This window comes from Chryseobacterium scophthalmum, from assembly GCF_900143185.1.
GTDB classification, from domain to species: domain Bacteria; phylum Bacteroidota; class Bacteroidia; order Flavobacteriales; family Weeksellaceae; genus Chryseobacterium; species Chryseobacterium scophthalmum.
On the sequence record NZ_FSRQ01000001.1, the window covers coordinates 311,417 to 333,419 of the forward strand.

A 22,003-nucleotide genomic window follows, 5' to 3' on the forward strand; every position below is an offset into this window, starting at 1 on the left:
TTATTTTTAAATACGTCTGATTCTTGAAATTCCGTCGATTGCCTTTAATTTTTTGAATGTTTCTTCAAGCTGACCTTTATGTTTTACTTCTAAGTTGATATTTCCTGTGAAAATTCCGTTGTTAGATTCAATCGACATACTTTTCATGTCCATTCCCATTGCACCACTAATTACGGTGGTGATGTCGTTGATCATTCCCATTCTGTCTAGACCCTCAATCTCAATTTTAATACGGTTTTTAAAGCTTTCTTCATTCACCCATTTTGCAGGAATTACACGATAATCATATTGTGCACGAAGATTAATCGCATTCGGACAATTGTCGCTGTGAACTTTAATTCCGTCTGAAATCGTAATGAAACCGAAGATTTTGTCTCCAGGAATTACCGTACAGCATTTTGCATAACTGTAATTGAGCTTTTCTTCATCTTTCCCAAAAACAATCATATCGAGATTGATTTCTTTCGGCTCTTCGTAATGCTGGTTTTTATTGGTATTTCTCTTAAATCTCGAAAGTAGATTATTGAAAACATTTTTACTTTCAATATATTTCCTTAAACTGCTTGCATCCAATTCGTTAGTTTGGAATTTTAAGAACAGTTCCTGAGAAGATTTAAGGTTGAAAAACTTCTGAAGTTTATTGATTTCCTCATCATTAAAATTAATTTTTGCATGACGAAGTTTTCTTTGTAAAATCTCTTTTCCTTCTTCTACGAATGAGTTTTTCTCAGAATTAAGATAACTTTTAATTTTTGATTTTGCCTTTGAAGTCACTACAAAATCAAGCCAGTCAAACTTTGGTTTTTGATTTTGAGATGAAAGAATGTCTACCTGATCACCGTTTTGAAGAACGTACGAAATAGGAACCAATTTTCCGTTGATTTTCGCTCCTAAACATTTCATTCCTAAATCCGAGTGCACAGAAAAAGCAAAATCTAAAGCCGTTGCATTGGTCGGAAGAATTTTAATCTCACCTTTTGGAGTAAATACAAAAACTTCTTTAGAATATAAATTGAGTTTAATATTATCTAAAAGTTCAGAAGTTGTAAGATTCTGCTGTTGCTCGAGTACATCACGTATTTCGGTAACCCATTTTTCAAAATTTCTGTCATCGTTACTTTGTTTGTAACCTTCTTTGTATTTGTAATGAGCGGCAACTCCTTTTTCGGCAATATCATCCATTCTTTCAGAACGGATCTGTACTTCAATCCACTTTCGATCAGGACCCAGAACAGTTAAATGTAAACTTTCATATCCTGTAGAACGGGGTTGCGTAATCCAGTCACGCATTCTCGATGGATTACTGTGATAAACGTCTGTAACGATAGAATAAATTTTCCAAGCAAGGAACTTTTCATTCTTTGCATCAGATTTATAAATAATCCGGATTGCATAATTATCAAAAACCTCTTCAAAAGAAACGCCCTGTTTAAGCATTTTTCTGTAAATAGAAGAGATGGCTTTTGCACGGCCTTTTATACTTACATTTAAACCTTCATCTTTTAATCTTTCAGAAACTTCTTTGGTAAACTCATCGATGTAGCGAATTCGGCTTTCTTTTTCCAATTCCAGTTTCTCGGTGATTTCATTATAAACTTCAGGATTATTATATTTTAAAGATAAATCTTCAAGCTCAGATTTGATGTTGTACAATCCCAATCTGTGAGCCATCGGTGCATAAATGTAAACCGTTTCAGAAGCAATTTTTTTCTGTTTATCGGGCGCCATGCTTTGCAACGTTCGCATATTGTGAAGTCGGTCTGCAATTTTAATAAGAATCACACGGAAATCTTCAGAAAGCGTCAATAGCAATTTTCTGTAGTTTTCAGACTGTACAGAAATATTCTGATGATTCATGATAGAAATCTTCGTCAATCCGTTGACAACACCGGCGATTCTTTCTCCAAAAATCTTTTTCAGATCTTCGTAAGTGTATTCAGAATCTTCTATAACATCGTGTAAAAGCGCACAGGCAATTGATGAAGCTCCTAAACCGATTTCTGTCGCAACAATTTTAGCAACAGCAATAGGATGATAAATGTAGGGTTCACCAGATTTTCTTCTTTGATCTTTGTGAGCATCAAGAGCAATATCAAAAGCCTTTCGGATGAGTTTATTATTTTCTTCATCCAAAGTTCTATATGTATTAGAAATCAGGTCTTTATACCTCGCAGAGATTTCTTTATTTTCTTGTTCCAAATCGTAACTCATCTGTGTAAAAGGCTTTGTTTAAACGAAAATACGAAAAATATTATGATTGGTCGATTTATAAAACTAAAAATCCGCAGAAATAAATTCCGCGGATTCGGTTATAAGTTTTTAGTTTTTAATGCTAAGCTTTCACTTCAGAATTTATTCCGTCGTGTTGTACTTTTATTCTTACATCCGGACTGCTGTGAATTTCAGCTTTGCTCCGTGCCTCAATCAAACTTTTTAACTTCACGTAAGAAGCCTGGTCGATGCTCATATTTTCAAATAAATAGGTTTTATGTACATGGTTTTCATCAAAGATATGCCTCACTTTTTCGGTTAAATCTCTGTTTTTTATTTCTACACTCGCCAAGTATTGGGAGTTATGATGATCGTCACTAAGGTACACAATGTACTCGGAATCTAAGAATCCTAAACCTTCAATTTCCTTCTCGAGTTTTTTGTAATCACTGTGCGGTCCAAATAATCCTGCTAAGATGCTTGACATAGTAATATTGTTTTGTATTTGTTATCTAAAGATAGAAATATTTTCAATATGTTTATTAAAAATTTAATAAAATTTATAATATTTTATTTCATCTATAAAAATTTAATAAAAATTAAGATTTTGTCTATTTTAGAACAAACTGTTTTTATAAAACTTTAAGCACAAAAAAACTCTGTAATAAATACAGAGTTTCGTTTAGTATAGAAAATTTTTCAATTTAAATTCTTTCATTCTTAATCTCCTCCACAATTTCAGGATTCAATAGAGTAGAAGTATCTCCAAAATTACTGAAATCTCCTTCTGCAATTTTTCTTAAAATTCTACGCATAATTTTTCCGGAACGTGTTTTTGGAAGCCCTGAAACAAACTGAATCTTATCCAGTTTTGCAATCGGACCAATCTGATCGGAAATTAATTGATTAATTTCTTTAACCAAATTTTCCTGCTTTCTGTCGGAACCGGAATCTTTTAAAATTACAAAACCGTATAAAGCGCTTCCTTTGATATCGTGAGGGAAACCTACGATTGCAGATTCTGCTACAGCCGGATGTTCATTGATGCTGTCTTCAATAGGTGCAGTTCCTAAATTATGACCAGAAACAATCACCACATCATCTACACGACCTGTGATTCTGTAATATCCAACCTCATCTCTCAAAGCACCATCTCCCGTAAAATATTTTCCTGGAAATGCCGAAAAATAAGTTTCCTTATATCTTTGGTGATCACCCCAAATTGTTCTTGCAATTCCCGGCCATGGAAAACGGATACAAAGGTTTCCTGTAACTTGGTTTCCTGTAATTTCGTTGCGTTTATCATCCATTAAAACGGGCTGGATTCCCGGTAATGGAAGTGTTGCGTAAGTCGGTTTTGTAGGTGTTACAAATGGAATAGGAGAGATCATGATTCCACCAGTTTCTGTTTGCCACCAAGTATCTACAATCGGACATTTTTTTCTTCCTACATGATCATTAAACCAATGCCAAGCTTCGTCATTAATAGGTTCACCAACAGATCCGATTACTCGTAATGAACTTAAATCATGCTTGTCTACCCATTCTGTGCTTTCTTTTGCTAAAGAACGAATGGCGGTTGGAGCAGTGTAAAATTGGGTTACTTTATGTTTTTCAATGACATCCCAAAATCTGTCTGGTTCAGGATAGGTTGGAACTCCTTCGAAAATTACGGTTGTTGCACCATTTAATAATGGTCCGTAAAGAATGTAGGAGTGCCCTGTAATCCAGCCAATATCTGCAGTACACCAATAAATATCATTTTCCTGATAATTGAAAACATTTTTGAAAGTATATGCTGAATATACCATATAACCTGCAGAAGTGTGAAGCATTCCTTTTGGTTTTCCTGTAGATCCTGAAGTGTATAAAATAAACAAAGGATCTTCTGCATCCATAATTACGGTAACGAAATCTGCGGAAGCTTTTTCGTACAGATCATCCATCCAGAAATCTCTGCCTTCCTTCATTTTTACTTCGTTGTGGGTTCTTTTTACAACCAAAGTTTTTTCCACAGTCGGGCATTTTTCTAAAGCTTCATCAATAATCGATTTTAAATCTAAAACTTTGCTTCCTCTGTAACTTCCGTCTGAAGTAATCAACATTTTTGCGCCACAGTCATTTACTCTTGAGACCACGGCCGAAGCTGAAAATCCCGCAAAAATTACAGAATGAACTGCTCCTAATTTAGCACAAGCTAACATAGTAACTGCCAATTCAGGAATCATAGGAAGATAAATGCAAACTCTGTCGCCTTTTTCAATACCCATTTCACGCAGGATATTGGCTGTTTTGTTAACTCTTGTATATAAATCGTTGTAAGAAATGTGTTGTGCTTCTTCTTTCGGATCATTCGGTTCCCAAATGATAGCAGTTTTTTCTCCTCTTACCGATAAATGTCTGTCGAGGCAGTTTTTGGTGATATTTAATTTAGCATCTTTAAACCAAGTGATTTTCGCTTCATTCATATCATATTTTACCACCTTGCTCCATCTTTGGTACCATACAAAATTCTGATCGGCAACTTTATCCCAGAATTTTTTCGGGTTTTTGATTGATTTTTTGTACTCTTCAAAGTAGTGCGGTAAATCTTCTATCACGTAATTTCTCATACTTTCTTTTTTTTAGAAATTATTTATTTTAAATTATTTTTTGTCTTTGTAAGTCTTGAATTTTTCTTGAATTTCATCAATGATGTTTTCATCATCGATCGTCGACGGAATTTGAAATTCTTTTCCATCAATAATTGTTCTGATGAGTTTTCTTAAAGTCTTTCCGGATCTTGTTTTTGGAAGTCTTTTTACGACCATCACGCTTTTTAAAAAAGCAACAGCGCCTATTTTTTCTCTAACTTTCAGAATAATTTCTTTTTCTACATTTTCTTCAGAAATTTCCGAACCATTTTTCAAAACGACGGTTGCAAAAGGAACTTGCCCACGCAGATCATCATCAATTCCTACAACTGCACATTCAGCAACATCTGGATGAGACGAAACAATTTCTTCCATTTCGGAAGTTGAAAGTCGGTGTCCTGCAACATTGATCACATCATCCACTCTTCCAGTAATGAAAACATAGCCGTCTTCATCTTTTATCGCGCCGTCTCCTGAGAAATAATAACCTTTATATTGTGATAAATAACTTTTTTCAAAACGTTCATAATCATTCCAAACCCCTAAAAGAGCGCCCGGAGGAAGTGGAAGTTTGATGACTAGATATCCTTCTTTGTGTTCGTCTAATTCGTAACCATTTTCATCAAAAATTTTAATATCATATCCTGGAATCGGCTTTCCTGCAGCTGCTCTTTTAATTTTATAATTATCATTAAAAGTCATTAAACCCAACATTGGTGAACCAGATTCTGTTTGCCACCAATGATCAATTGCGGGAACTCGGATGTGTTCTGCAAACCAATCTAAAGTTGCAACGTCACACCTTTCACCCGCCAAAAACTGTTTTTTGAAATGGCTTAAATCATATTTTTTAACCAATTCGCCATTCGGGTCTTCTTTTTTAATCGCTCTAATTGCAGTTGGAGCCGTAAACATTGCCGAAACTTTATGTTCCGAAATAATTCTCCAAAAAGTTCCTGCATCGGGAGTCATAATTGGTTTTCCTTCAAAAATAATCGTTGTATTTCTGTTGATTAAAGGAGCGTAAACTGTGTAACTGTGACCAACTGCCCAACCGAAATCGGATGCAGCCCAAAAAGTTTCGCCTTGCTCAATTCCATAAATATATTTCATAGAAAACTTCAACGCGGTAGCGTAACCTCCGGTATCTCTGGTGATCCCTTTTGGTTTTCCAGTGGTTCCTGAAGTATATAATAAATACAAAGGATGATTGGATTCTACAGAAACACAATCTGCAGGATCTGATGCTGAAACCAGTTCTTCGTAATCAATAATACCTTCGAACATTTCGTCCTTATTATCAGTCAGCTTTCTATTGAAAACAATGATGTTATCTACTTTATCCTTCGCCAATTCAATGGCTTTTTCTACTAAAGGCAGATAAGGAATTCTTTTAGCAATTTCAATTCCTGCGGTTGCAGTAATTAAAGCTTTTGGTTTGCAATCATCAATTCTCACAACCAATTCGTGTGGCGCAAAACCGCCAAAAACAACATTGTGAATCACGCCGATTCTCGCACAAGCCAACATTGCAAAAAGCGTCTGCGGAATCATCGGCATATAAATTACAGCGGTGTCGCTTTTTTTTAAACCTAAAGAAGCCAATCCACCGGCTAATTTTGAAACTTCTTCTTTTGCCTGATTAAAAGTATATTTTTTCTTTTGCCCTGTTACCGGAGAATCATAAATAATCGCAATTTCTTCGCCAAAGCCGTCTTCAATATGTTTGTCGATGCACAAATAAGACATATTGAGTCTTCCATCTTCAAACCATTGAGTGTAGTCATTTTTATCTTTTGAAATAATCGTTTTGGGAAATTCAAACCACGAAATTTCCTGAGCCTGTTCTTTCCAGAATTGCTCTTTATTTTCTATGCTTTGTTTAAATAAATTATCTGTGTTCATATTTTCTGTGTTTGTTTTTTAAACACTAATTACACTAAAGGATTTGTGTTATTTGTGTAATCCATTTGTAATATTTGTGTTTGAATTATCCTAAAAGTTCCTCAATCTGCTGAATCAGTTTTTTAATAGAATAAGGTTTTGTAACATACGCATCAGCTCCCATTCCCAAGCCTTTTTCTATATCTTTTGGATTATTTTTAGCGCTTAAGAAAAGCACTTTTGTATTGTTTAAAGCTTCATTTTTTTTAATTTCCTCCAAAGTGCTGTATCCGTCAAGATTCGGCATCATAATATCCAATAGAATAACATCAGGAACAAGGGTTTTCAGGAATTCTAAAACCTCAGCTCCGTCTCTTGCAATGTATACTTCGTATCCTATTTTCCGGAAACTGTATTCCAGAGACATTAATATTTTATGTTCGTCATCTGCGATCAATATTTTTTTCATTTTTGCACATCGTTAAGGTTCAACTTCATTACTTTTTATATTTTTTCGGGTGAAGGTAACGGTAAAAGTCACCCCTAATCCACTGTTTTCTGCTTTTATAGTTCCATTGTGGGCTTCTACGATTCTTCTTGAAATGGCAAGACCGAGACCGCTTCCTGTTGGTTTTATAATGTTTTGATTTTTAGACTGGTAAAATTTATCGAAAATCACTTCCAGATCTTCTTCAGGAATGTTTTTTCCGGTATTGAATATTTTGATGATTAAAAAATTATCTTTTTCTGAAAATTTAGTCTGAATTGTACCTTGTTCTTCAGTAAATTTCAATGCATTTCCTAAGATATTTTGGAATAATTGAATCATTCTCGCTTCATCATATTCAAACAGATAATTATGAAGTAGATCGACTTCGCTTACATGAATGAATTTCTGCTGAATCAAATGTAGAATAGGGTTTAAAGCTTTTTTGTAAGTTTCAATAATGTTGTTTTCCTGAATATTTAAAGCAATTTCTCCATGCTGAAGTTTATCCAAATAAAGAATATCGTTGATGATCTCACTTAAACGGTCAGATTCTGTGATGATATTGTTTAAAAATTCTCTTTTAATATCTAAAGGAATATCGTCATCGTCTGTTAAAATTTCTCCTGCAGAACGAATCGCTGTAATTGGAGTTCTGAGTTCGTGTGCAACTGAATCGAGAAAATCATCTTTCTGGCGGTCTTTTACAATTAAATTTTCATTCGCTGCGCTCAGATCATTTGAAAGTTGCTTCAGTTCTTCAGATTTTTCTGTAAGCTTTTTATTTAAAGTGATGTTTTCTTTAGATTCTTCCAGAATATTTAAAACTTCTTTTAATGAAATTTTATCTTCTTTGGTAACGCCTTCAATTAAAATTTTCGCAGAAGCTGTCCCGATTCTTCCAGCCAAAAGGTTTTCGGAAAATTTTATAAATCTTGAATCTGCAGTTTCGGTTTGCGAATCGATATTGTATTTAATATTGAAGATCCGCATTGCCTGTTCGGTTTTCTTTTTGCCTAAAAAACGCTCCAGAATATTTTTGATATCAGAAACATAAGCGGTTCCTCTCCAGATAAATGCATTCTCATGATTTTGAATATACTTATCAATATCAACATATAATTCGGCAAAATTTCGCTCACGGTAATTTCCTTTCATGCTTACAGAAAGAATGGTGAATAATCCTGTATTCACTAAGATCGACCAAAAGAAAATTTCAGGAATTCTTCCTAAATACGGAATGCTGAAGAAGTCGAAAACATCATACATGTCACGTAAAGCTCCTTTAATTTCTGAATTGTATGAAAAATAATATTGCGGAACAATCAATCCGAAATAACAAATAATTAATCCTGCAAAAAGCCCGATGATTGCGCCTTTGTAGCTTCCTCTTCTCCAAAATATAGCTCCGAAAAATGCAGGAGCCAATTGCGCAATAATGACAAACGAAATTAAACCAACTGAATCTAATGAAGTTTTTAAAATGAAATATTTATAAAAAGCAAACGCTACGATAATCAATCCAAAAATTGAAAATTTACGTACGTTGGTAATGTTTCTGGTATTTTGAGTTTCATTTTCAGCTTTAAATTTTCCTAATAAACCGTAAGGAATGATAAGATTGTTAGAAAGCATGATCGATAATGTAATTGCTGAAATAATGATCATTGAAATACACGAACTCAAGCCTCCTAAAAATACCAAAACTGTAATCAAAGTATTATCAAAATGTTGGGGAATGAGAATAGAGTAGAACTCCGGATTTACGTTTTGACCTTGAAATATTAATCTTCCACCCCAAGCGATCGGGAAGATAAAAATGGTAAATATTAAAAGATACAGCGGAAAAAACCAAATCGCTGTTTTGATGTGTTTTTCCTGTCTGTTTTCGACAATTGCAGTGTGGAATTGTCTTGGTAAAATACAGATTGCAGTTCCCGAAATCAGGCAGAGAACCATCCAGTTCATAGCACCTTCAATTCCGTTAAAAGTGTTTTTTGCTTTAAAATCTGAAAACTTACTTGCCTTTTGATATAAATCTGAAAACCCATCAAAAGCATAGTAAATGACAAATAATCCTAAAATAATAATGAAAAATAATTTAAGAAAGCTTTCTAATGCGATTGCCGAAATTATTCCTAAGCGTTTTTCGGAAGCGTCTACATATTTCGTTCCGTAATAAGATGAAAATACAGCGATCAAAACAACTACAAAGGTTCCACTGTCGGTAAAAATATTTTTAGAAACACTGGTTTCTGTCACTAAGTGAAATGTTTCTGAAATAGCTTTTATCTGCAATCCGATATAAGGAATGATTGCAAAAAGACAAACTAAAGTAATAATTGCACTGAAACTTCTGCTGTTTCCGTATCGCAAAGAAATGAAATCCGCAAGACTGCTTATTTTATTAACTCTTGAAATACGAACAATTCTTGTATTAATGTAGATCCAAGCTGGAATGACCATTATTGGTCCGATGTAAATTGGTAAATAATTGAGACCGCTTGTCGCTGCTACGCCGATACTTCCATAATACGTCCATGCAGTGCAATACACCGCAAGAGACAATGCATAAATGTATGGGTTGTTAATCCAAAGCTTGCTCTTCTTCTTTTCTGCTAAATGAGCAACTAAGAACAAAAGTGCGAGATAAATCAAAACAACGATAAATAATGCGAAACTACTCATCATATTTTTTTACGATTACAAAAGAAATAATGATGGAGATCATCCAGACTGCGAATAAGTAAACAAGAATCATCGGGTAACCGAAAATTTCTCTTTCACTGTTAAAAAGCAATGAAACAGGAATGCTGAAAGCGATAAGTAAACCTACGCTCAGAATAATCAGTTTTTGTTCGTGTCGCTTTTTCATGAATATTGAATAATTAATGATAAAAGATAATTGATGAACAAAATCATTCATCAATTATCATCTATCGTTTATAGTTTAAACTTTATCGTCCGAATATTCTCCTGTTAAAGAATAATATCCGAAGATTGCCATTCCGCCTGTTACAATCGGTACCAATACAAAAAGTATGATGATGCCGAATACAAGGTCTTCCTGTTTTCCTGAAGTGATTTTAGGAACACCCATTACTGTAATTCCGAAGTAGGCAACAATTAAGGCGGCTAAGATCCAGACAATGCCTAATATTTTTTTTAATCCGTTCATTTTAGTAGATTTAAAATTAATAAATTTTTAAGTGATTATCCCTATTAATCGTGGATATTGTTATTCTTATTTTTAAGATAAATCAATCCGATGACTAAACAGACTGCGGCAACCCCGATTGGATACCAAAGTCCTTCCAGATACCAGGTTGGATGTCCTGCATCTTTTCCTGAAGTTACGAGATAAGTGGCAACCGCGGGAAGTAATCCTCCAAAAACCCCATTACCAATGTGATACGGTAAAGACATCGAGGTGTAACGGATCCTCACAGGGAACATTTCAACTAAGAATGCTGCAATCGGGCCGTAAACCATCGTTACAAAAATCACCTGAATAAACACCAAGAATACCAAATACCATCTTGTGTCGTCGTTCAAAGTAATAGCTGTGGAAACTTTCGGCTCTTCAGCTTTTCCATCTTTCATTACCGGACCTGTTGCAGACCAATGAACGATACTGTCTTTTTTGATTAAAGTTCCGTCTGTGAAAGTAGTTTCTTTATGGAAAGTAATTAAGCTGTCTGTTGCGATATCTTTATGAATTGCTGCAACTCTGGTTTCTTTAATGCCGTCACTCGCCATCGTTTTCGCTTCAATGTTTACACTTTTGTACATAGCATCGTAAATGGGTCTGTAGGCTAAAATAGCAACCAACATTCCGGTCATCATAATTGCTTTTCTACCGATTTTATCTGAAAGCCAACCAAAAAATACGAAGAAAGGAGTTCCCATCAATAAAGCTGTTGCCATTAAATAGTCTACCTGCATTGAGTTGATATTCATTACTTTTTGGAGGAAACTCATGGCGTAAAATTGTCCTGTATACCAAATTACACCTTGTCCCATCGCAGCTCCGAATAATGCCAATAAAACAAATTTGAAGTTGAATTTATTACCGAAACTTTCTTTTAAAGGATTTTTAGAAGTTTTCCCCTCGCTTTTAGCCTTTGCAAAAAGCGGAGACTCCTTCATGTTTTTTCTGATGAAATAAGAAACTCCCACCATTAAAATCGAGATCCAAAATGGAACTCTCCATCCCCAAGAATCAAAATCTTCAGCAGAAAGTGTATTTTTTGTAATTAAAATAACAATTAAAGAAATGAAAAGTCCTGCAGTTGCGGTGGTTTGAATCCATGAAGTCCAGTAACCTCTTCTGTGTGGCTGTGAATATTCTGCAACATAGGTTGCTGCGCCGCCATATTCTCCTCCTAAAGCTAAACCTTGTAAAAGTCTTAAGATTAAAACTAAAACAGGCGCCAAATATCCTATGGTCTCATATCCCGGAATACATCCGATCAGAAATGTGGAGAATCCCATGATTAATAAAGTAACGAGAAAAGTATATTTCCTTCCGATAATATCTCCTAATCTTCCGAAAAATAACGCTCCGAAAGGTCTTACTACAAATCCTGCTGCAAAAGTTGCCAATGTAGATAAAAATGCTGCGGTAGGATTATCTGCAGGGAAAAATTTTGTTGCTAAAACGACGGCTAAACTTCCGAAAATATAGAAATCATACCATTCTATCAAAGTTCCGAGAGATGATGCAGTGATGACGCTCCAGATGGTGCGGTTTTTCTGCTTATCTGTCATATTCTCGTAAGCATCGTGGTGTTGTTCGCTCATATCACTAGATTTTTTTGTTTAAATTATTATAATGGAAATTAATTTTTATAAATAGATCTGAAGTTGTACAATAAATTCTCCTTTAGATTTCGGGCTCTCGGTCGGGCTTGTGTACACTGGTCTTGTAGAATATTGAGTAGTGATTTTCGCATGATGACCGTCTAAAAACCAGTTGGCTCCCACATCAAACTGTGAAGATGGTTTGTCGAATGCTTCAAAATCTTTGTAAGTGTAAGCTGCAAAAGGCTGAATTCTGACTTTCGGCTTCTCTGCCTGATTAGGTAATAATAAACCTGCTTGAGCATAAACTACATTTCCTGTTCCAATCATTGGTTGAAGATTTCCAGGACCAGCCAAAGCTCTTTGTCCGACAAAATTCGGGTCGGTCGCTGCAATATTCATGGTGCCTAAATTCCTAACGTAATTGGGTCCGAAATTATAGTTGAAATATCCTGCATAAGCCGAAACTGCCATTTTATTTTTTGCTTCACCTAAAGGAATGTCGGCAAAAGCATCTACGGAAAGTAGAGTGATGTCGTGCTTTTCAATATTTGAATTGACAGAAGTTCTCGTTCCTTCGGCTTGATGATAAAAACCTGCACCGACGTTGAAAACTTTTTTTGTACCTAAATAAGAACCTACTTTGAAAGGAAGAAGATTAGATTCTGTATCTAAAAATTGGTATTCAAAATAACCCGCTTTAGACCAATTTGGGTTTCCGTTGTTGTCAACTGCAACTTCATTTCCTGGAATTAAAGTATTTGGAGGAGTTAAATCTGTTGCGAATGGCTTGTTTAAACTCATTCGGTATTCAAACTTTCCATATTTACCTTTTGCGAAAACTCCCATTTGTCTTGCAAACTGGTCGGAATTATCAATTAAAGGCCAACTGAAAATAGGAGAATCTACTGTAAGAAAGTTTAATGTTGAAGCCATTGTCATGCGGGAAAGTCCCATGTAATAATGAAGTCCACCTCCTAAAGTTAAGCTGAATTTTCCTGCTTCACCCGGCATAATTACGGCATATTCATTCCAGGCATCATGAAAGAAAAGTTGTGTTTTTTTGCCGTTTCCGTAACCTCCCGTTCCGGTTGTTCCGGTTGCACCACCATTAATGAATGTCTGATTATTCATTCCGAAATGCAATAAAATCATATAACGTTTGGTTACTTGTGCGTAAGCCAAAATACGGGCTCTTCGGTTTCCTAAATTCCAGGTATTGTCAGTAGGTTCACCTCCAACCATACTTCCGGGATTCATTTCCGTGTTCCTGATCCAGAACTGATCCCATAAAATAAATCTAACATATTTATCTCCTTCAGGATTTAAATTTATTTTTAAACCATTTCCATAATCAGGAGAACCTTGACCGTATACAGAACTGCTAATTAAAGCTAATCCAATAAAACTTAATATTTTCTTCATAAATTATTAATTTTTTGGCTGTTATTTTGTGAAAGCCAAATTGTAATTAATAATTTAGTTATAAAAATTTAATATATATTTATGCTGTGTATATAGTTATGAATTATAAATGATGAATTATGAGTTCGAAAGTTCTTTTTTATTTTAAATTAAACTATTGATAATCATTGAATTGATTTTTTAAAAAAAACTCATAACTTATAATTCATAACTCATCATTCAGAAAATTATTTCTTAAAACGCTCCCATTTGATCAACATATATTTATCTGCAAATTGGGTAATAATTAAACCGGAATCTTTAATGTTTTCTTCTTTGGCAATATATTCAATCAGCTCATTTTGTTTTAAAATTTTATAAACCGGATGAAAGCCAGAATGAGGGGGTCTTGTGATATTATATTTCTTGATCCATGAACTTATTGTTACATGAGAAACACCTATAATTCGCTCTATTTCACGGAAACTTAATCCTTCAAGATATAGTTGCAAAGCTTTTGTTACGTAATAATCATTAATCTGTTTACCAAGTTTTTTTACCGTAAAATAATAGTTGCAATCCTTACAATGAAACCTTTGTTTTTCATTGATAATTCCGCTTTTTACAATATTTGTACTCTTACATTTCGGACAGTTATTTTCCATAACTATATTTTTTTAGCAAATATATAATAATTTAGCAAAATGTTAATTTACTGTAAAGATAAAATTACCTGTATATTAATTTAATTCAATAAAATTATCTTTTTAATTTGGTTTTTAAAGTTATTATGTTTTAAATTTACCAAAAAATTCAGATAAATAAATGGAAATAGAAATTTCCTCGTCCATGCATCTAATGTATGTGAGTGAAATACAGCAGGAAATGTATGATTCTGCACAGCGAAGAGGGACGGGAATTGCAAAACGTTCTATAGAGTATTTAAGTAAAAAGATTTCAGAAGGCAATGCTGTTGTAGCCACTGAAAACGGAGAGTGGGTGGGTTTCTGTTATATTGAAACTTGGTCGCATGGTCAGTTTGTGGCTAACTCAGGATTAATTGTTTCTCCAAAATTCAGGCATGGAGGTATTGCAACCTTGATCAAAGATAGAGTGTTTGCTTTGTCAAGAGAGAAATTTCCCAATGCGAAAATATTTGGCTTGACAACCGGCCTTGCTGTGATGAAAATCAACAGTGATTTAGGGTACAAACCAGTAATTTATTCTGAATTGACACAAGATGAGGAATTTTGGAATGGTTGCAAGAACTGTGTGAATTATGAAATTTTAATGAAAAAGGAACGTAAAAACTGTCTTTGTACAGCAATGCTTTTCGTTCCCGATAATAATAAAGTAAATGAGGTTGTAAATAATCAACCCGAAAATCAATATCAAAATGAGCAAGAAAGTAATCTTAGCGTTTAGCGGAGGTTTAGATACCTCTTACTGTGCCAAATATCTGAGTGAAACACTTGGGTATGAAGTGTATGCAGTGACTGTAAATACCGGAGGTTTTTCTAAAGAAGAAGAAAAAGAACTGCAGAAAAAAGCCTTCAATCTTGGGGTGAAAGAATACAGGTGCGTAGATGCTCAGGAAGATTATTATAATTCTTGCGTAAAGTATTTGATTTTTGGGAATGTCTTGAAAAACAATACATATCCATTATCTGTAAGTGCAGAACGTACAATTCAGGCGCAGGAAATTGCAAAATATGCGATTGAAATCGGTGCAGATGCGATTGCTCACGGAAGTACAGGTGCGGGAAATGACCAGGTTCGTTTCGATTTAATTTTTCAGGTAATGTGCCCGAATGTGGAAATCATTACGCCGATTCGTGATATGGCTTTATCCCGTGAAGAAGAAATTGAGTTTTTGAAAAGCCACGGTTATGAAATGGAATTCCAAAAGGCGCAATATTCTGTAAATAAAGGACTTTGGGGGACCTCGGTTGGTGGAAAAGAAACCTTGACTTCAAGAAATTACCTTCCTGAAGAAGCCTTTCCTTCTCAAATTAAAGAAACTCAGCCTTCAGAACTGGAAATCGAGTTTAAAAATGGTGAAGTTGTAGCGGTAAACGGTGAAAATTTTGAACATTCGGTTTATGCTATTCAAAAGATTGAAGAATTAGCTTCGGCTTACGGAATTGGTCGTGATATTCACGTTGGAGATACGATTGTCGGAATCAAAGGAAGAGTGGGTTTTGAAGCAGCGGCGGCGTCTGTGATTATCAAAGCGCATCATTTATTGGAAAAACATACGCTTTCAAAATATCAGCAGATGATGAAATCTCAATTGTCTGATTGGTACGGAAACTGGCTTCACGAAGCACTTTTCTTAGATCCTGTGATGAGGAATATCGAGTCTTTCTTAGATGATTCTCAAAAAACAGTTAGCGGAAAAGTATTTGTAAGCCTTTATCCCTATAGATTTATCTTAAATGGAATTGAATCTAAACATGATTTAATGTCTGATAAATTCGGAAGCTATGGCGAAGCAAACAGAGCTTGGACAGGTGAAGATGTGAAAGGGTACACGAAAATTGTAAGCAATTCCTTAAATATATATCATCAGATCAATAAATAAGATTTGGGCAGCTTTATCCGCCTTCCACTCCCAATCTTTTATTCGTCGTTCCTCCTTATAAAAGGATTTCCGCTCAAGTCGGGCTGCGTGCAATTCGCTGCAACAAAAGAGTCCCAAAGGGACGATTTAACAAAGGATAGGATGAAAATCCTATCAATAAAATTATCAAAAATGATTAATCAAAAAGAAATAAAAACAGCAGGAATCATCGGAGCCAACGGTTACACCGGAAGCGAACTGGTTCGTCTGTTGGCTTTTCATCCCAATGTGACTTTGAGTTTTTTATATAGTCGTTCAAATTCGGGGACAAAGATTTCAGATCTGTACCCGGATTTAGCGACGGTTTGTGAAATGGTTTTAACGGATAAGCCTGAAGAAGTAGATATTTTATTTTTATGTCTTCCTCATAAAGAAAGTCAGAATTGGCTGACTCAAAATCCTGTAAAAGATTCAACGTTAGTAATCGATCTAGGAAATGATTTTCGTTTAGATGGAAATTTCGCAAACAGAGATTTTATCTACGGTCTGCCTGAGATCAACAAAAAACAACTTTCAGGAGCAAAAAGTATTGCAAATCCTGGATGTTTTGCAACGGCGATTCAACTGGCTTTGCTTCCATTAGCTCAAAAAGGTTTGTTGAATGAAGTGTACACAACGGGAATTACAGGTTCTACAGGAGCAGGTCAGTCTTTACAGGTAACGACACATTTTACCTGGAGGAATGATAATATTTCAGCCTATAAAACTTTGACACATCAGCATGTGGATGAGATCTTACAGCAATTAGTTTCTTTTAATAAAAATGAGATCAGTCTAAATTTTGTTCCATGGAGAGGAGATTTTGCAAGAGGGATTTTTACGAGTTCCACGGTGAAAACAGATTTAGAACTTTCAGATATCAATCAATTGTTTAGGGATTTTTATGCGAATGAGCCTTTTGTAAAGGTAAGTGAGAAAGCAATTGATTTAAAACAAGTTGTCAATACCAATCGCTGTGTGATTCATATAGAAAAGAGTGGAAATGTTGCCGTTATTCACTCAGCGATTGACAATTTGTTAAAAGGAGCTTCCGGACAGGCAGTTCAAAACATGAATCTTGCAATGGGTTGGGAGGAAAATTCAGGATTAAACTTAAAGCCGATTGCATTTTAAAAGTCAATGTGAATTTTACAACTCCATTCAAAAACGACTTAGGAAAATGAAGCGTTAAGAAAAATAATTTTGTGAACGTTAAGAAAATTCTACTGTTCGAAGCGCAAGAAAAATATCAAATCGAAGAATAAATATCGATTTCGCACAAGTTTTAGAATTTTTAGAGAACAAAAATATTTTTTAGCGAAAGTTTCCAGTCTTGAACTTTTGTTTCTTTTGTTTCAAGACAAAAGAAAAATATAAAAAAGATGAAGTTGTAGAATCAACAACTATCAACCAACAACAATCAACTACAAAATGAATTTATTCAACGTATATCCATTATTCAACATAAATCCAGTAAAAGCTCAAGGTTCATTTCTTTGGGATGATAAAGGAGAAAAATATCTTGATTTTTACGGAGGTCATGCTGTGATTTCTATCGGACACAACCATCCGCATTATCAAACTCAATTAAAAGAGCAGCTAGATAAAATTTCTTTCTATTCAAATTCGGTTCAGAATGAATTGCAGACTGAATTAGCTGAAAAATTAGGAAAACTTTCAGGCTTAGAAGATTATAATCTGTTTTTATGTAATTCAGGAGCTGAAGCAAACGAAAATGCTTTAAAATTGGCTTCTTTCCACAATGGAAAAAGCAAAGTGCTGTATTTTTCAGGTTCGTTTCATGGAAGAACTTCAGCAGCTGTTTCTGTAACAGATAATCCAAAAATTGTAGCTCCGGTAAATTACGACGAAAGATTTATTAAATCTGAATGGAATAATATCGAACAGCTTGAAACCGTTTTTGAAAATCAGGGAAGCGAAATTTCATCTGTAATTATTGAAGGAATTCAGGGAGTCGGAGGAATTATGGTTCCAACGGTTGAATTTTTAACTAAAATCAAAGAGCTGTGCGGAAAATATGATGCGATTTTGATTTTAGATGAAGTTCAATCAGGATATGGAAGAAGCGGATATTTCTTTGCGCATCAGGAATTTGGAATTGAAGCAGATATTATTACAACAGCAAAAGGAATGGGGAACGGTTTCCCGATTGGCGGCGTTTTAATTCATCCGAAATTTCAGGCAAGTAACGGCTTGCTGGGAACAACTTTTGGTGGAAATCATTTGGCTTGTGTGGCTGCGATTGCAGTTCTGGACGTAATGAAAGATGAAAATCTTATTGCGAATGCGCAAAAAATGGGTGAGTATATTGAGGATGAAATTAAAGATCTTCCACATATTAAAACGATCCGAAGGAAAGGTTTGATGATTGGGATTGAACTAGACAGGGATTGCTCAGAAGTAAGGAATAGCCTGTTGTACGATCATCATATTTTCACAGGAAACTCCAATGATAAGGCTGTGTTGAGGATTCTTCCGGCGCTTAACATTAAAAAAGAAGAAACTGATTTATTCATCAGTGCTTTGCAAGAAGTATTGGAGAGTATTTAATCTGTGAAAGTTACACGGTCTGTCATTCAGAACGAAGCAAAGTGGAGTGAAGAATCTCTTTTCATAATATTAATAGATTCTTCCTTCGTCAGAATGACAAATGTAACTTTCAATTGCTGAGTGAAACGCCCTTGCGAACGAAAAATATTTTCAAGTTTAATTAAAAAAGCTTCGCGACCCTAGCGTTAAAAACTCAGATAATATGTAAGATAAAAAATCTTTAAAATTAATTCAAAATGAAAAAATTCACCTCTGTAAGTGATGTTGAAAACTTACAGGAAATCATACAAAAAGCTTTACAAATTAAAGAAAATCCTCTTTCGGAAACCCAGAAAGGAAAAGGAAAAACCATCGGACTTGTCTTTTTAAATTCAAGTTTGAGAACACGTTTAAGCAGTCAGATTGCAGCGCAAAATTTAGGGTTAAATGTATTAACGTTAAACGCGGCTCAGGAAGCATGGAATTTAGAATTTGCGGATGGAGCCGTAATGAACGGCGATACTGTAGAGCATATCAAAGATGCCATTGAAGTATTAAATCAATATTGTGATATCATCGCGGTTCGTTGTTTTGCAGGAATGAAAAGCAAGGAAGATGATGTTAATGAAAGTATTTTAAGCCAGTTCTTGCAACATGCAAAAGTTCCGGTTATTTCATTGGAATCCGCAACTCGTCACCCTTTACAAAGTTTGGCAGATTGCATCACGATTACTGAAAACTGGAAAAAAGAACATAAACCAAAAGTAGTGCTCACTTGGGCTCCTCATATCAAACCAATCGCTCATGCAGTGGGAAATTCTTTTGCAGAATGGATGCAGGAAATGGATGTTGAGTTGGTAATTGCGAATCCGGAAGGGTATGATTTGGATAAAAATTTCACAAAAGATGTAAAAGTAATTCATAATCAGGATGAAGCGTTGAAAGATGCAGATTTTATTTATGTGAAAAACTGGTCATCTTTTGATGATTATGCAGCAATGCCAGAAGTGAAAGAAAACTGGATGCTGACGAACGAAAAATTAGCCAATACCAATCAGGCAAAAGTAATGCACTGTCTTCCCGTTCGTCGTAATGTAGAATTGAGTGATGAGGTGATGGATGGTGAAAATTCCATCATTTATCAACAGGCAAAAAATCGAATTTTCTCCGCACAAGCTGTTTTCAGTGAAATTTTGGATGAATTGAATTCTTAACAACTAAACCTCATAGGTTCTCAAAAAAGGTTTGTAATGAAAGAAAAATTATACATTATAAAAATCGGCGGTGCTTTAATTGATGATGAGGAATTATTGAACGAATTTCTGGAGCAGTTTTCTGAAATTCAAGAAAAGAAAATTCTGGTTCATGGTGGCGGAAAATTAGCAACAACTTTAGCTGATAAATTAGGCGTTGAACAAAAAATGATTAACGGACGAAGAATCACGGATAAAGAAACGTTGGATATTGTAGCGATGGTTTATGCGGGAGGAATCAATAAAAATATTGTAGCAAAACTTCAGCATAAAAAATGCAAAGCAATGGGTTTTTCGGGAGCTGATGCCAATTTAATTAAAGCTAAAAAAAGAGAACATGCGGAAATAGATTTCGGATTTGTGGGTGATATTACGGAGAAAAGTATTAATAAAAAATTGATTTCAAAATTGCTTAAACTGGAATTAGTTCCGGTATTTTCTGCAATTACTCACGATAAAAAAGGAAATCTGTTCAATACGAATGCAGATACTATCGCTTCAGTAATTGCGCAGGCTTTATCGATAAAATATGATGTTGAATTATTGTATTGTTTTGATAAAGAAGGTGTTTTGGAAGATGTGAACAATTCTCAATCTGTTATAAAAAATATTTCTGAAGACGAATTTTCAACTTTAAAAGAAGAAGGGAAATTACACAAAGGGATTCTTCCAAAGTTAGAAAATGCTCTTGGAGCAGTGAAAAATAAAGTTAATAAGGTATTCTTGATTAAGGAAACCGCACTAAAAAACCATATAGAAAATCATCATGCAGGAACTGAAATCTGTTTATAATAAAGAAGAATTACTGAATAATGCAGTGGATTTGTTGAAAAAACTGATTGGAATTCCGTCATTCAGCAAAGATGAATTTAATACGTCTGTGGAAATTGAAAACTTTTTTAAAAAGAACAATATTCCGACAAAACGTTTTAAAAATAACATCTGGGCAGTGAATAAAAATTTTGATGTTTTCAAACCATCAATTTTGTTGAATACGCATCACGATACCGTAAAACCGAATAAAGCTTACACTTTAGACCCTTTTTTACCGATTGAAAAAGATGGAAAGTTATTCGGATTGGGAAGCAACGATGCGGGAGCTTCTCTAGTTTCGATGGCGCAGGTTTTTTTACATTTTTTTGATAAAGAAGATTTAAAATATAATTTAGTTATTGCTTTGACGGCAGAGGAGGAGATTTCAGGTTTTGACGGAATTGAAGCCTTATTTCCTCAGTTACCCAATGTCGAACTCGCCATTGTAGGAGAGCCAACGCAGATGAATCTGGCGATTGCGGAAAAAGGACTTTTAGTCATTGACGGGGAAATGAAAGGCACTCCTTCTCACGCTGCTCATCCAAATGATGATAATTCGATTGTAAAATGCATGGAAGATTTGCAGCAAATTTTAAACTTCAAATTTCCAAAAGTTTCAGATTATTTAGGTGAAGTTAAAGTTACACTTTCAGGAATTCATGCCGGAGTTCAGCATAATGTCGTTCCAGAATCGTGCGCTTTTACTTTGGATGTGAGAGTTACGGATGAATATTCGAATAAAGAAGCGTTTGAGATCATTCAATCGCAGATGAAATCGACTTTAACGGTAAGGTCTTTCAGGTTAAATTCATCAAAAATCGAAATGGAACATCCATTCGTACAGGCTGGTTTGGAAATCGGTAGGACAACATATGGCTCTCCAACTTCATCCGATCAGGCAATCATTCCTTGTACATCGGTAAAAATCGGTCCTGGTGACAGTAGGCGTTCTCACACAGCGGATGAATACATATATATAAATGAAATAAAAGAAGGGATTGATATTTATATTCAAATCCTTGAAAAAGTTTTATAAAACGACTTAGGAAAATGGAGCGTTAAGAAAAATAGTTTTATGAACGTTAAGAAAATCCAACTGTTTGAGTGCGAGACAAATATAGAATTGAAGAACCAATATTCAATTCGCACGAGTTTTGGGATTTTTAGAGAATAAAAATATTTTTTAGCGGAAGTTTCCAGTCTTGAATTTTTGTTTCTTTTGTTTCAAGACAAAAGAAAAATAGTAGGTTTTGTCATTCAGAAAGCGAAGTGAAAAATCTGCATTTTTAAAATAGATTCCTCCTTCGTCGGAATGACAAAGCGAATAAAATAAAAAAGAAGATAAAGCGGTTGGTAGTGAACT

Annotated in this window: 18 protein-coding genes; 7 read left to right on the forward strand and 11 right to left on the reverse strand. The window is 34.7% G+C overall.

Annotated elements, in window-relative coordinates:
* Positions 1 to 6: 6 nt before the first annotated feature.
* The 11 genes from BUR17_RS01310 to BUR17_RS01360 all read right to left on the reverse strand — a co-directional run bounded on the left by BUR17_RS01310 (position 7) and on the right by BUR17_RS01360 (position 14,087).
* On the reverse strand, positions 7 to 2,211 hold the full coding sequence (locus BUR17_RS01310) for a RelA/SpoT family protein (protein ID WP_074228204.1): 2,205 nt from the start codon (positions 2,209 to 2,211) through the stop codon (positions 7 to 9).
* 121 nt (positions 2,212 to 2,332) lie between these two features.
* A complete protein-coding gene (locus tag BUR17_RS01315) occupies positions 2,333 to 2,698 on the reverse strand; it encodes a hypothetical protein (protein WP_074228205.1) in 366 nt (121 codons plus the stop codon).
* A gap of 217 nt (positions 2,699 to 2,915) precedes the next feature.
* Positions 2,916 to 4,823 (reverse strand): acetate--CoA ligase, encoded by a 1,908-nt coding sequence (gene acs, locus BUR17_RS01320; RefSeq protein WP_074228206.1) that lies wholly within the window; start codon positions 4,821 to 4,823, stop codon positions 2,916 to 2,918.
* A 33-nt stretch (positions 4,824 to 4,856) separates the two neighbouring features.
* The gene (locus BUR17_RS01325) at positions 4,857 to 6,749 is read right to left on the reverse strand and encodes an AMP-binding protein (protein ID WP_074228207.1); all 1,893 of its coding nucleotides are present in this window, start codon (positions 6,747 to 6,749) and stop codon (positions 4,857 to 4,859) included.
* An 85-nt stretch (positions 6,750 to 6,834) separates the two neighbouring features.
* Positions 6,835 to 7,197: a response regulator transcription factor gene (locus BUR17_RS01330; RefSeq protein ID WP_074228208.1), complete on the reverse strand. Its 363-nt coding sequence runs from the start codon at positions 7,195 to 7,197 to the stop codon at positions 6,835 to 6,837.
* Positions 7,198 to 7,209: 12 nt separating this feature from the next.
* The gene (locus BUR17_RS01335; RefSeq protein ID WP_074228209.1) at positions 7,210 to 9,903 is read right to left on the reverse strand and encodes an ATP-binding protein; all 2,694 of its coding nucleotides are present in this window, start codon (positions 9,901 to 9,903) and stop codon (positions 7,210 to 7,212) included.
* On the reverse strand, positions 9,896 to 10,090 hold the full coding sequence (locus BUR17_RS01340; RefSeq protein ID WP_074230182.1) for a hypothetical protein: 195 nt from the start codon (positions 10,088 to 10,090) through the stop codon (positions 9,896 to 9,898). The genes BUR17_RS01335 and BUR17_RS01340 overlap by 8 nt, the downstream gene beginning before the upstream one ends.
* A 75-nt stretch (positions 10,091 to 10,165) precedes the next feature.
* Positions 10,166 to 10,393 carry a DUF6814 family protein gene (locus BUR17_RS01345; protein ID WP_074228210.1) on the reverse strand — a complete coding sequence of 76 codons (228 nt, stop codon included), beginning with the start codon at positions 10,391 to 10,393 and terminating at the stop codon, positions 10,166 to 10,168.
* 44 nt (positions 10,394 to 10,437) lie between these two features.
* Positions 10,438 to 12,018 carry an MFS transporter gene (locus tag BUR17_RS01350; RefSeq protein WP_074228211.1) on the reverse strand — a complete coding sequence of 527 codons (1,581 nt, stop codon included), beginning with the start codon at positions 12,016 to 12,018 and terminating at the stop codon, positions 10,438 to 10,440.
* 45 nt (positions 12,019 to 12,063) lie between these two features.
* Entirely contained in the window at positions 12,064 to 13,443 is a 1,380-nt protein-coding gene (locus tag BUR17_RS01355; protein ID WP_074228212.1) for a porin, read from the reverse strand.
* A 227-nt stretch (positions 13,444 to 13,670) separates the two neighbouring features.
* Positions 13,671 to 14,087: an IS1/IS1595 family N-terminal zinc-binding domain-containing protein gene (locus tag BUR17_RS01360; protein ID WP_074228213.1), complete on the reverse strand. Its 417-nt coding sequence runs from the start codon at positions 14,085 to 14,087 to the stop codon at positions 13,671 to 13,673.
* Between the two features lie 160 nt (positions 14,088 to 14,247).
* Between BUR17_RS01360 and BUR17_RS01365 the strand changes: the two genes are divergently transcribed.
* The 7 genes from BUR17_RS01365 (at position 14,248) to BUR17_RS01395 (ending at position 21,676) form a co-directional block, all read left to right on the forward strand.
* A complete protein-coding gene (locus BUR17_RS01365; protein ID WP_084550338.1) occupies positions 14,248 to 14,847 on the forward strand; it encodes a GNAT family N-acetyltransferase in 600 nt (199 codons plus the stop codon).
* On the forward strand, positions 14,819 to 16,006 hold the full coding sequence (argG, locus tag BUR17_RS01370) for an argininosuccinate synthase (protein WP_074228214.1): 1,188 nt from the start codon (positions 14,819 to 14,821) through the stop codon (positions 16,004 to 16,006). Before BUR17_RS01365 ends, argG begins: the two co-directional genes overlap by 29 nt.
* 171 nt (positions 16,007 to 16,177) lie before the next feature.
* Positions 16,178 to 17,158 carry an N-acetyl-gamma-glutamyl-phosphate reductase gene (gene argC, locus BUR17_RS01375; RefSeq protein WP_074228215.1) on the forward strand — a complete coding sequence of 327 codons (981 nt, stop codon included), beginning with the start codon at positions 16,178 to 16,180 and terminating at the stop codon, positions 17,156 to 17,158.
* A 297-nt stretch (positions 17,159 to 17,455) separates the two neighbouring features.
* Positions 17,456 to 18,595, forward strand: coding sequence for an aspartate aminotransferase family protein (locus BUR17_RS01380; protein WP_074228216.1), 1,140 nt, complete (start codon positions 17,456 to 17,458; stop codon positions 18,593 to 18,595).
* A gap of 236 nt (positions 18,596 to 18,831) precedes the next feature.
* Entirely contained in the window at positions 18,832 to 19,788 is a 957-nt protein-coding gene (locus BUR17_RS01385) for an N-acetylornithine carbamoyltransferase (RefSeq protein ID WP_074228217.1), read from the forward strand.
* A 36-nt stretch (positions 19,789 to 19,824) separates the two neighbouring features.
* On the forward strand, positions 19,825 to 20,619 hold the full coding sequence (gene argB / locus BUR17_RS01390; protein ID WP_074228218.1) for an acetylglutamate kinase: 795 nt from the start codon (positions 19,825 to 19,827) through the stop codon (positions 20,617 to 20,619).
* A complete protein-coding gene (locus BUR17_RS01395; RefSeq protein WP_074228219.1) occupies positions 20,594 to 21,676 on the forward strand; it encodes a M20 family metallo-hydrolase in 1,083 nt (360 codons plus the stop codon). The genes argB and BUR17_RS01395 overlap by 26 nt, the downstream gene beginning before the upstream one ends.
* Positions 21,677 to 22,003 lie beyond the last annotated feature (327 nt).

Bases quoted from the DNA above. Each gene is read 5' to 3' on its own strand.
- BUR17_RS01310 (WP_074228204.1), bottom strand. From the start codon at position 2,211: ATGAGTTACGATTTGGAACAAGAAAATAAAGAAATCTCTGCGAGGTAT.
- BUR17_RS01315 (WP_074228205.1), bottom strand. From the start codon at position 2,698: ATGTCAAGCATCTTAGCAGGATTATTTGGACCGCACAGTGATTACAAA.
- acs (WP_074228206.1), bottom strand. From the start codon at position 4,823: ATGAGAAATTACGTGATAGAAGATTTACCGCACTACTTTGAAGAGTAC.
- BUR17_RS01325 (WP_074228207.1), bottom strand. From the start codon at position 6,749: ATGAACACAGATAATTTATTTAAACAAAGCATAGAAAATAAAGAGCAA.
- BUR17_RS01330 (WP_074228208.1), bottom strand. From the start codon at position 7,197: ATGAAAAAAATATTGATCGCAGATGACGAACATAAAATATTAATGTCT.
- BUR17_RS01335 (WP_074228209.1), bottom strand. From the start codon at position 9,903: ATGAGTAGTTTCGCATTATTTATCGTTGTTTTGATTTATCTCGCACTT.
- BUR17_RS01340 (WP_074230182.1), bottom strand. From the start codon at position 10,090: ATGAAAAAGCGACACGAACAAAAACTGATTATTCTGAGCGTAGGTTTA.
- BUR17_RS01345 (WP_074228210.1), bottom strand. From the start codon at position 10,393: ATGAACGGATTAAAAAAAATATTAGGCATTGTCTGGATCTTAGCCGCC.
- BUR17_RS01350 (WP_074228211.1), bottom strand. From the start codon at position 12,018: ATGAGCGAACAACACCACGATGCTTACGAGAATATGACAGATAAGCAG.
- BUR17_RS01355 (WP_074228212.1), bottom strand. From the start codon at position 13,443: ATGAAGAAAATATTAAGTTTTATTGGATTAGCTTTAATTAGCAGTTCT.
- BUR17_RS01360 (WP_074228213.1), bottom strand. From the start codon at position 14,087: ATGGAAAATAACTGTCCGAAATGTAAGAGTACAAATATTGTAAAAAGC.
- BUR17_RS01365 (WP_084550338.1), top strand. From the start codon at position 14,248: ATGGAAATAGAAATTTCCTCGTCCATGCATCTAATGTATGTGAGTGAA.
- argG (WP_074228214.1), top strand. From the start codon at position 14,819: ATGAGCAAGAAAGTAATCTTAGCGTTTAGCGGAGGTTTAGATACCTCT.
- argC (WP_074228215.1), top strand. From the start codon at position 16,178: ATGATTAATCAAAAAGAAATAAAAACAGCAGGAATCATCGGAGCCAAC.
- BUR17_RS01380 (WP_074228216.1), top strand. From the start codon at position 17,456: ATGAATTTATTCAACGTATATCCATTATTCAACATAAATCCAGTAAAA.
- BUR17_RS01385 (WP_074228217.1), top strand. From the start codon at position 18,832: ATGAAAAAATTCACCTCTGTAAGTGATGTTGAAAACTTACAGGAAATC.
- argB (WP_074228218.1), top strand. From the start codon at position 19,825: ATGAAAGAAAAATTATACATTATAAAAATCGGCGGTGCTTTAATTGAT.
- BUR17_RS01395 (WP_074228219.1), top strand. From the start codon at position 20,594: ATGCAGGAACTGAAATCTGTTTATAATAAAGAAGAATTACTGAATAAT.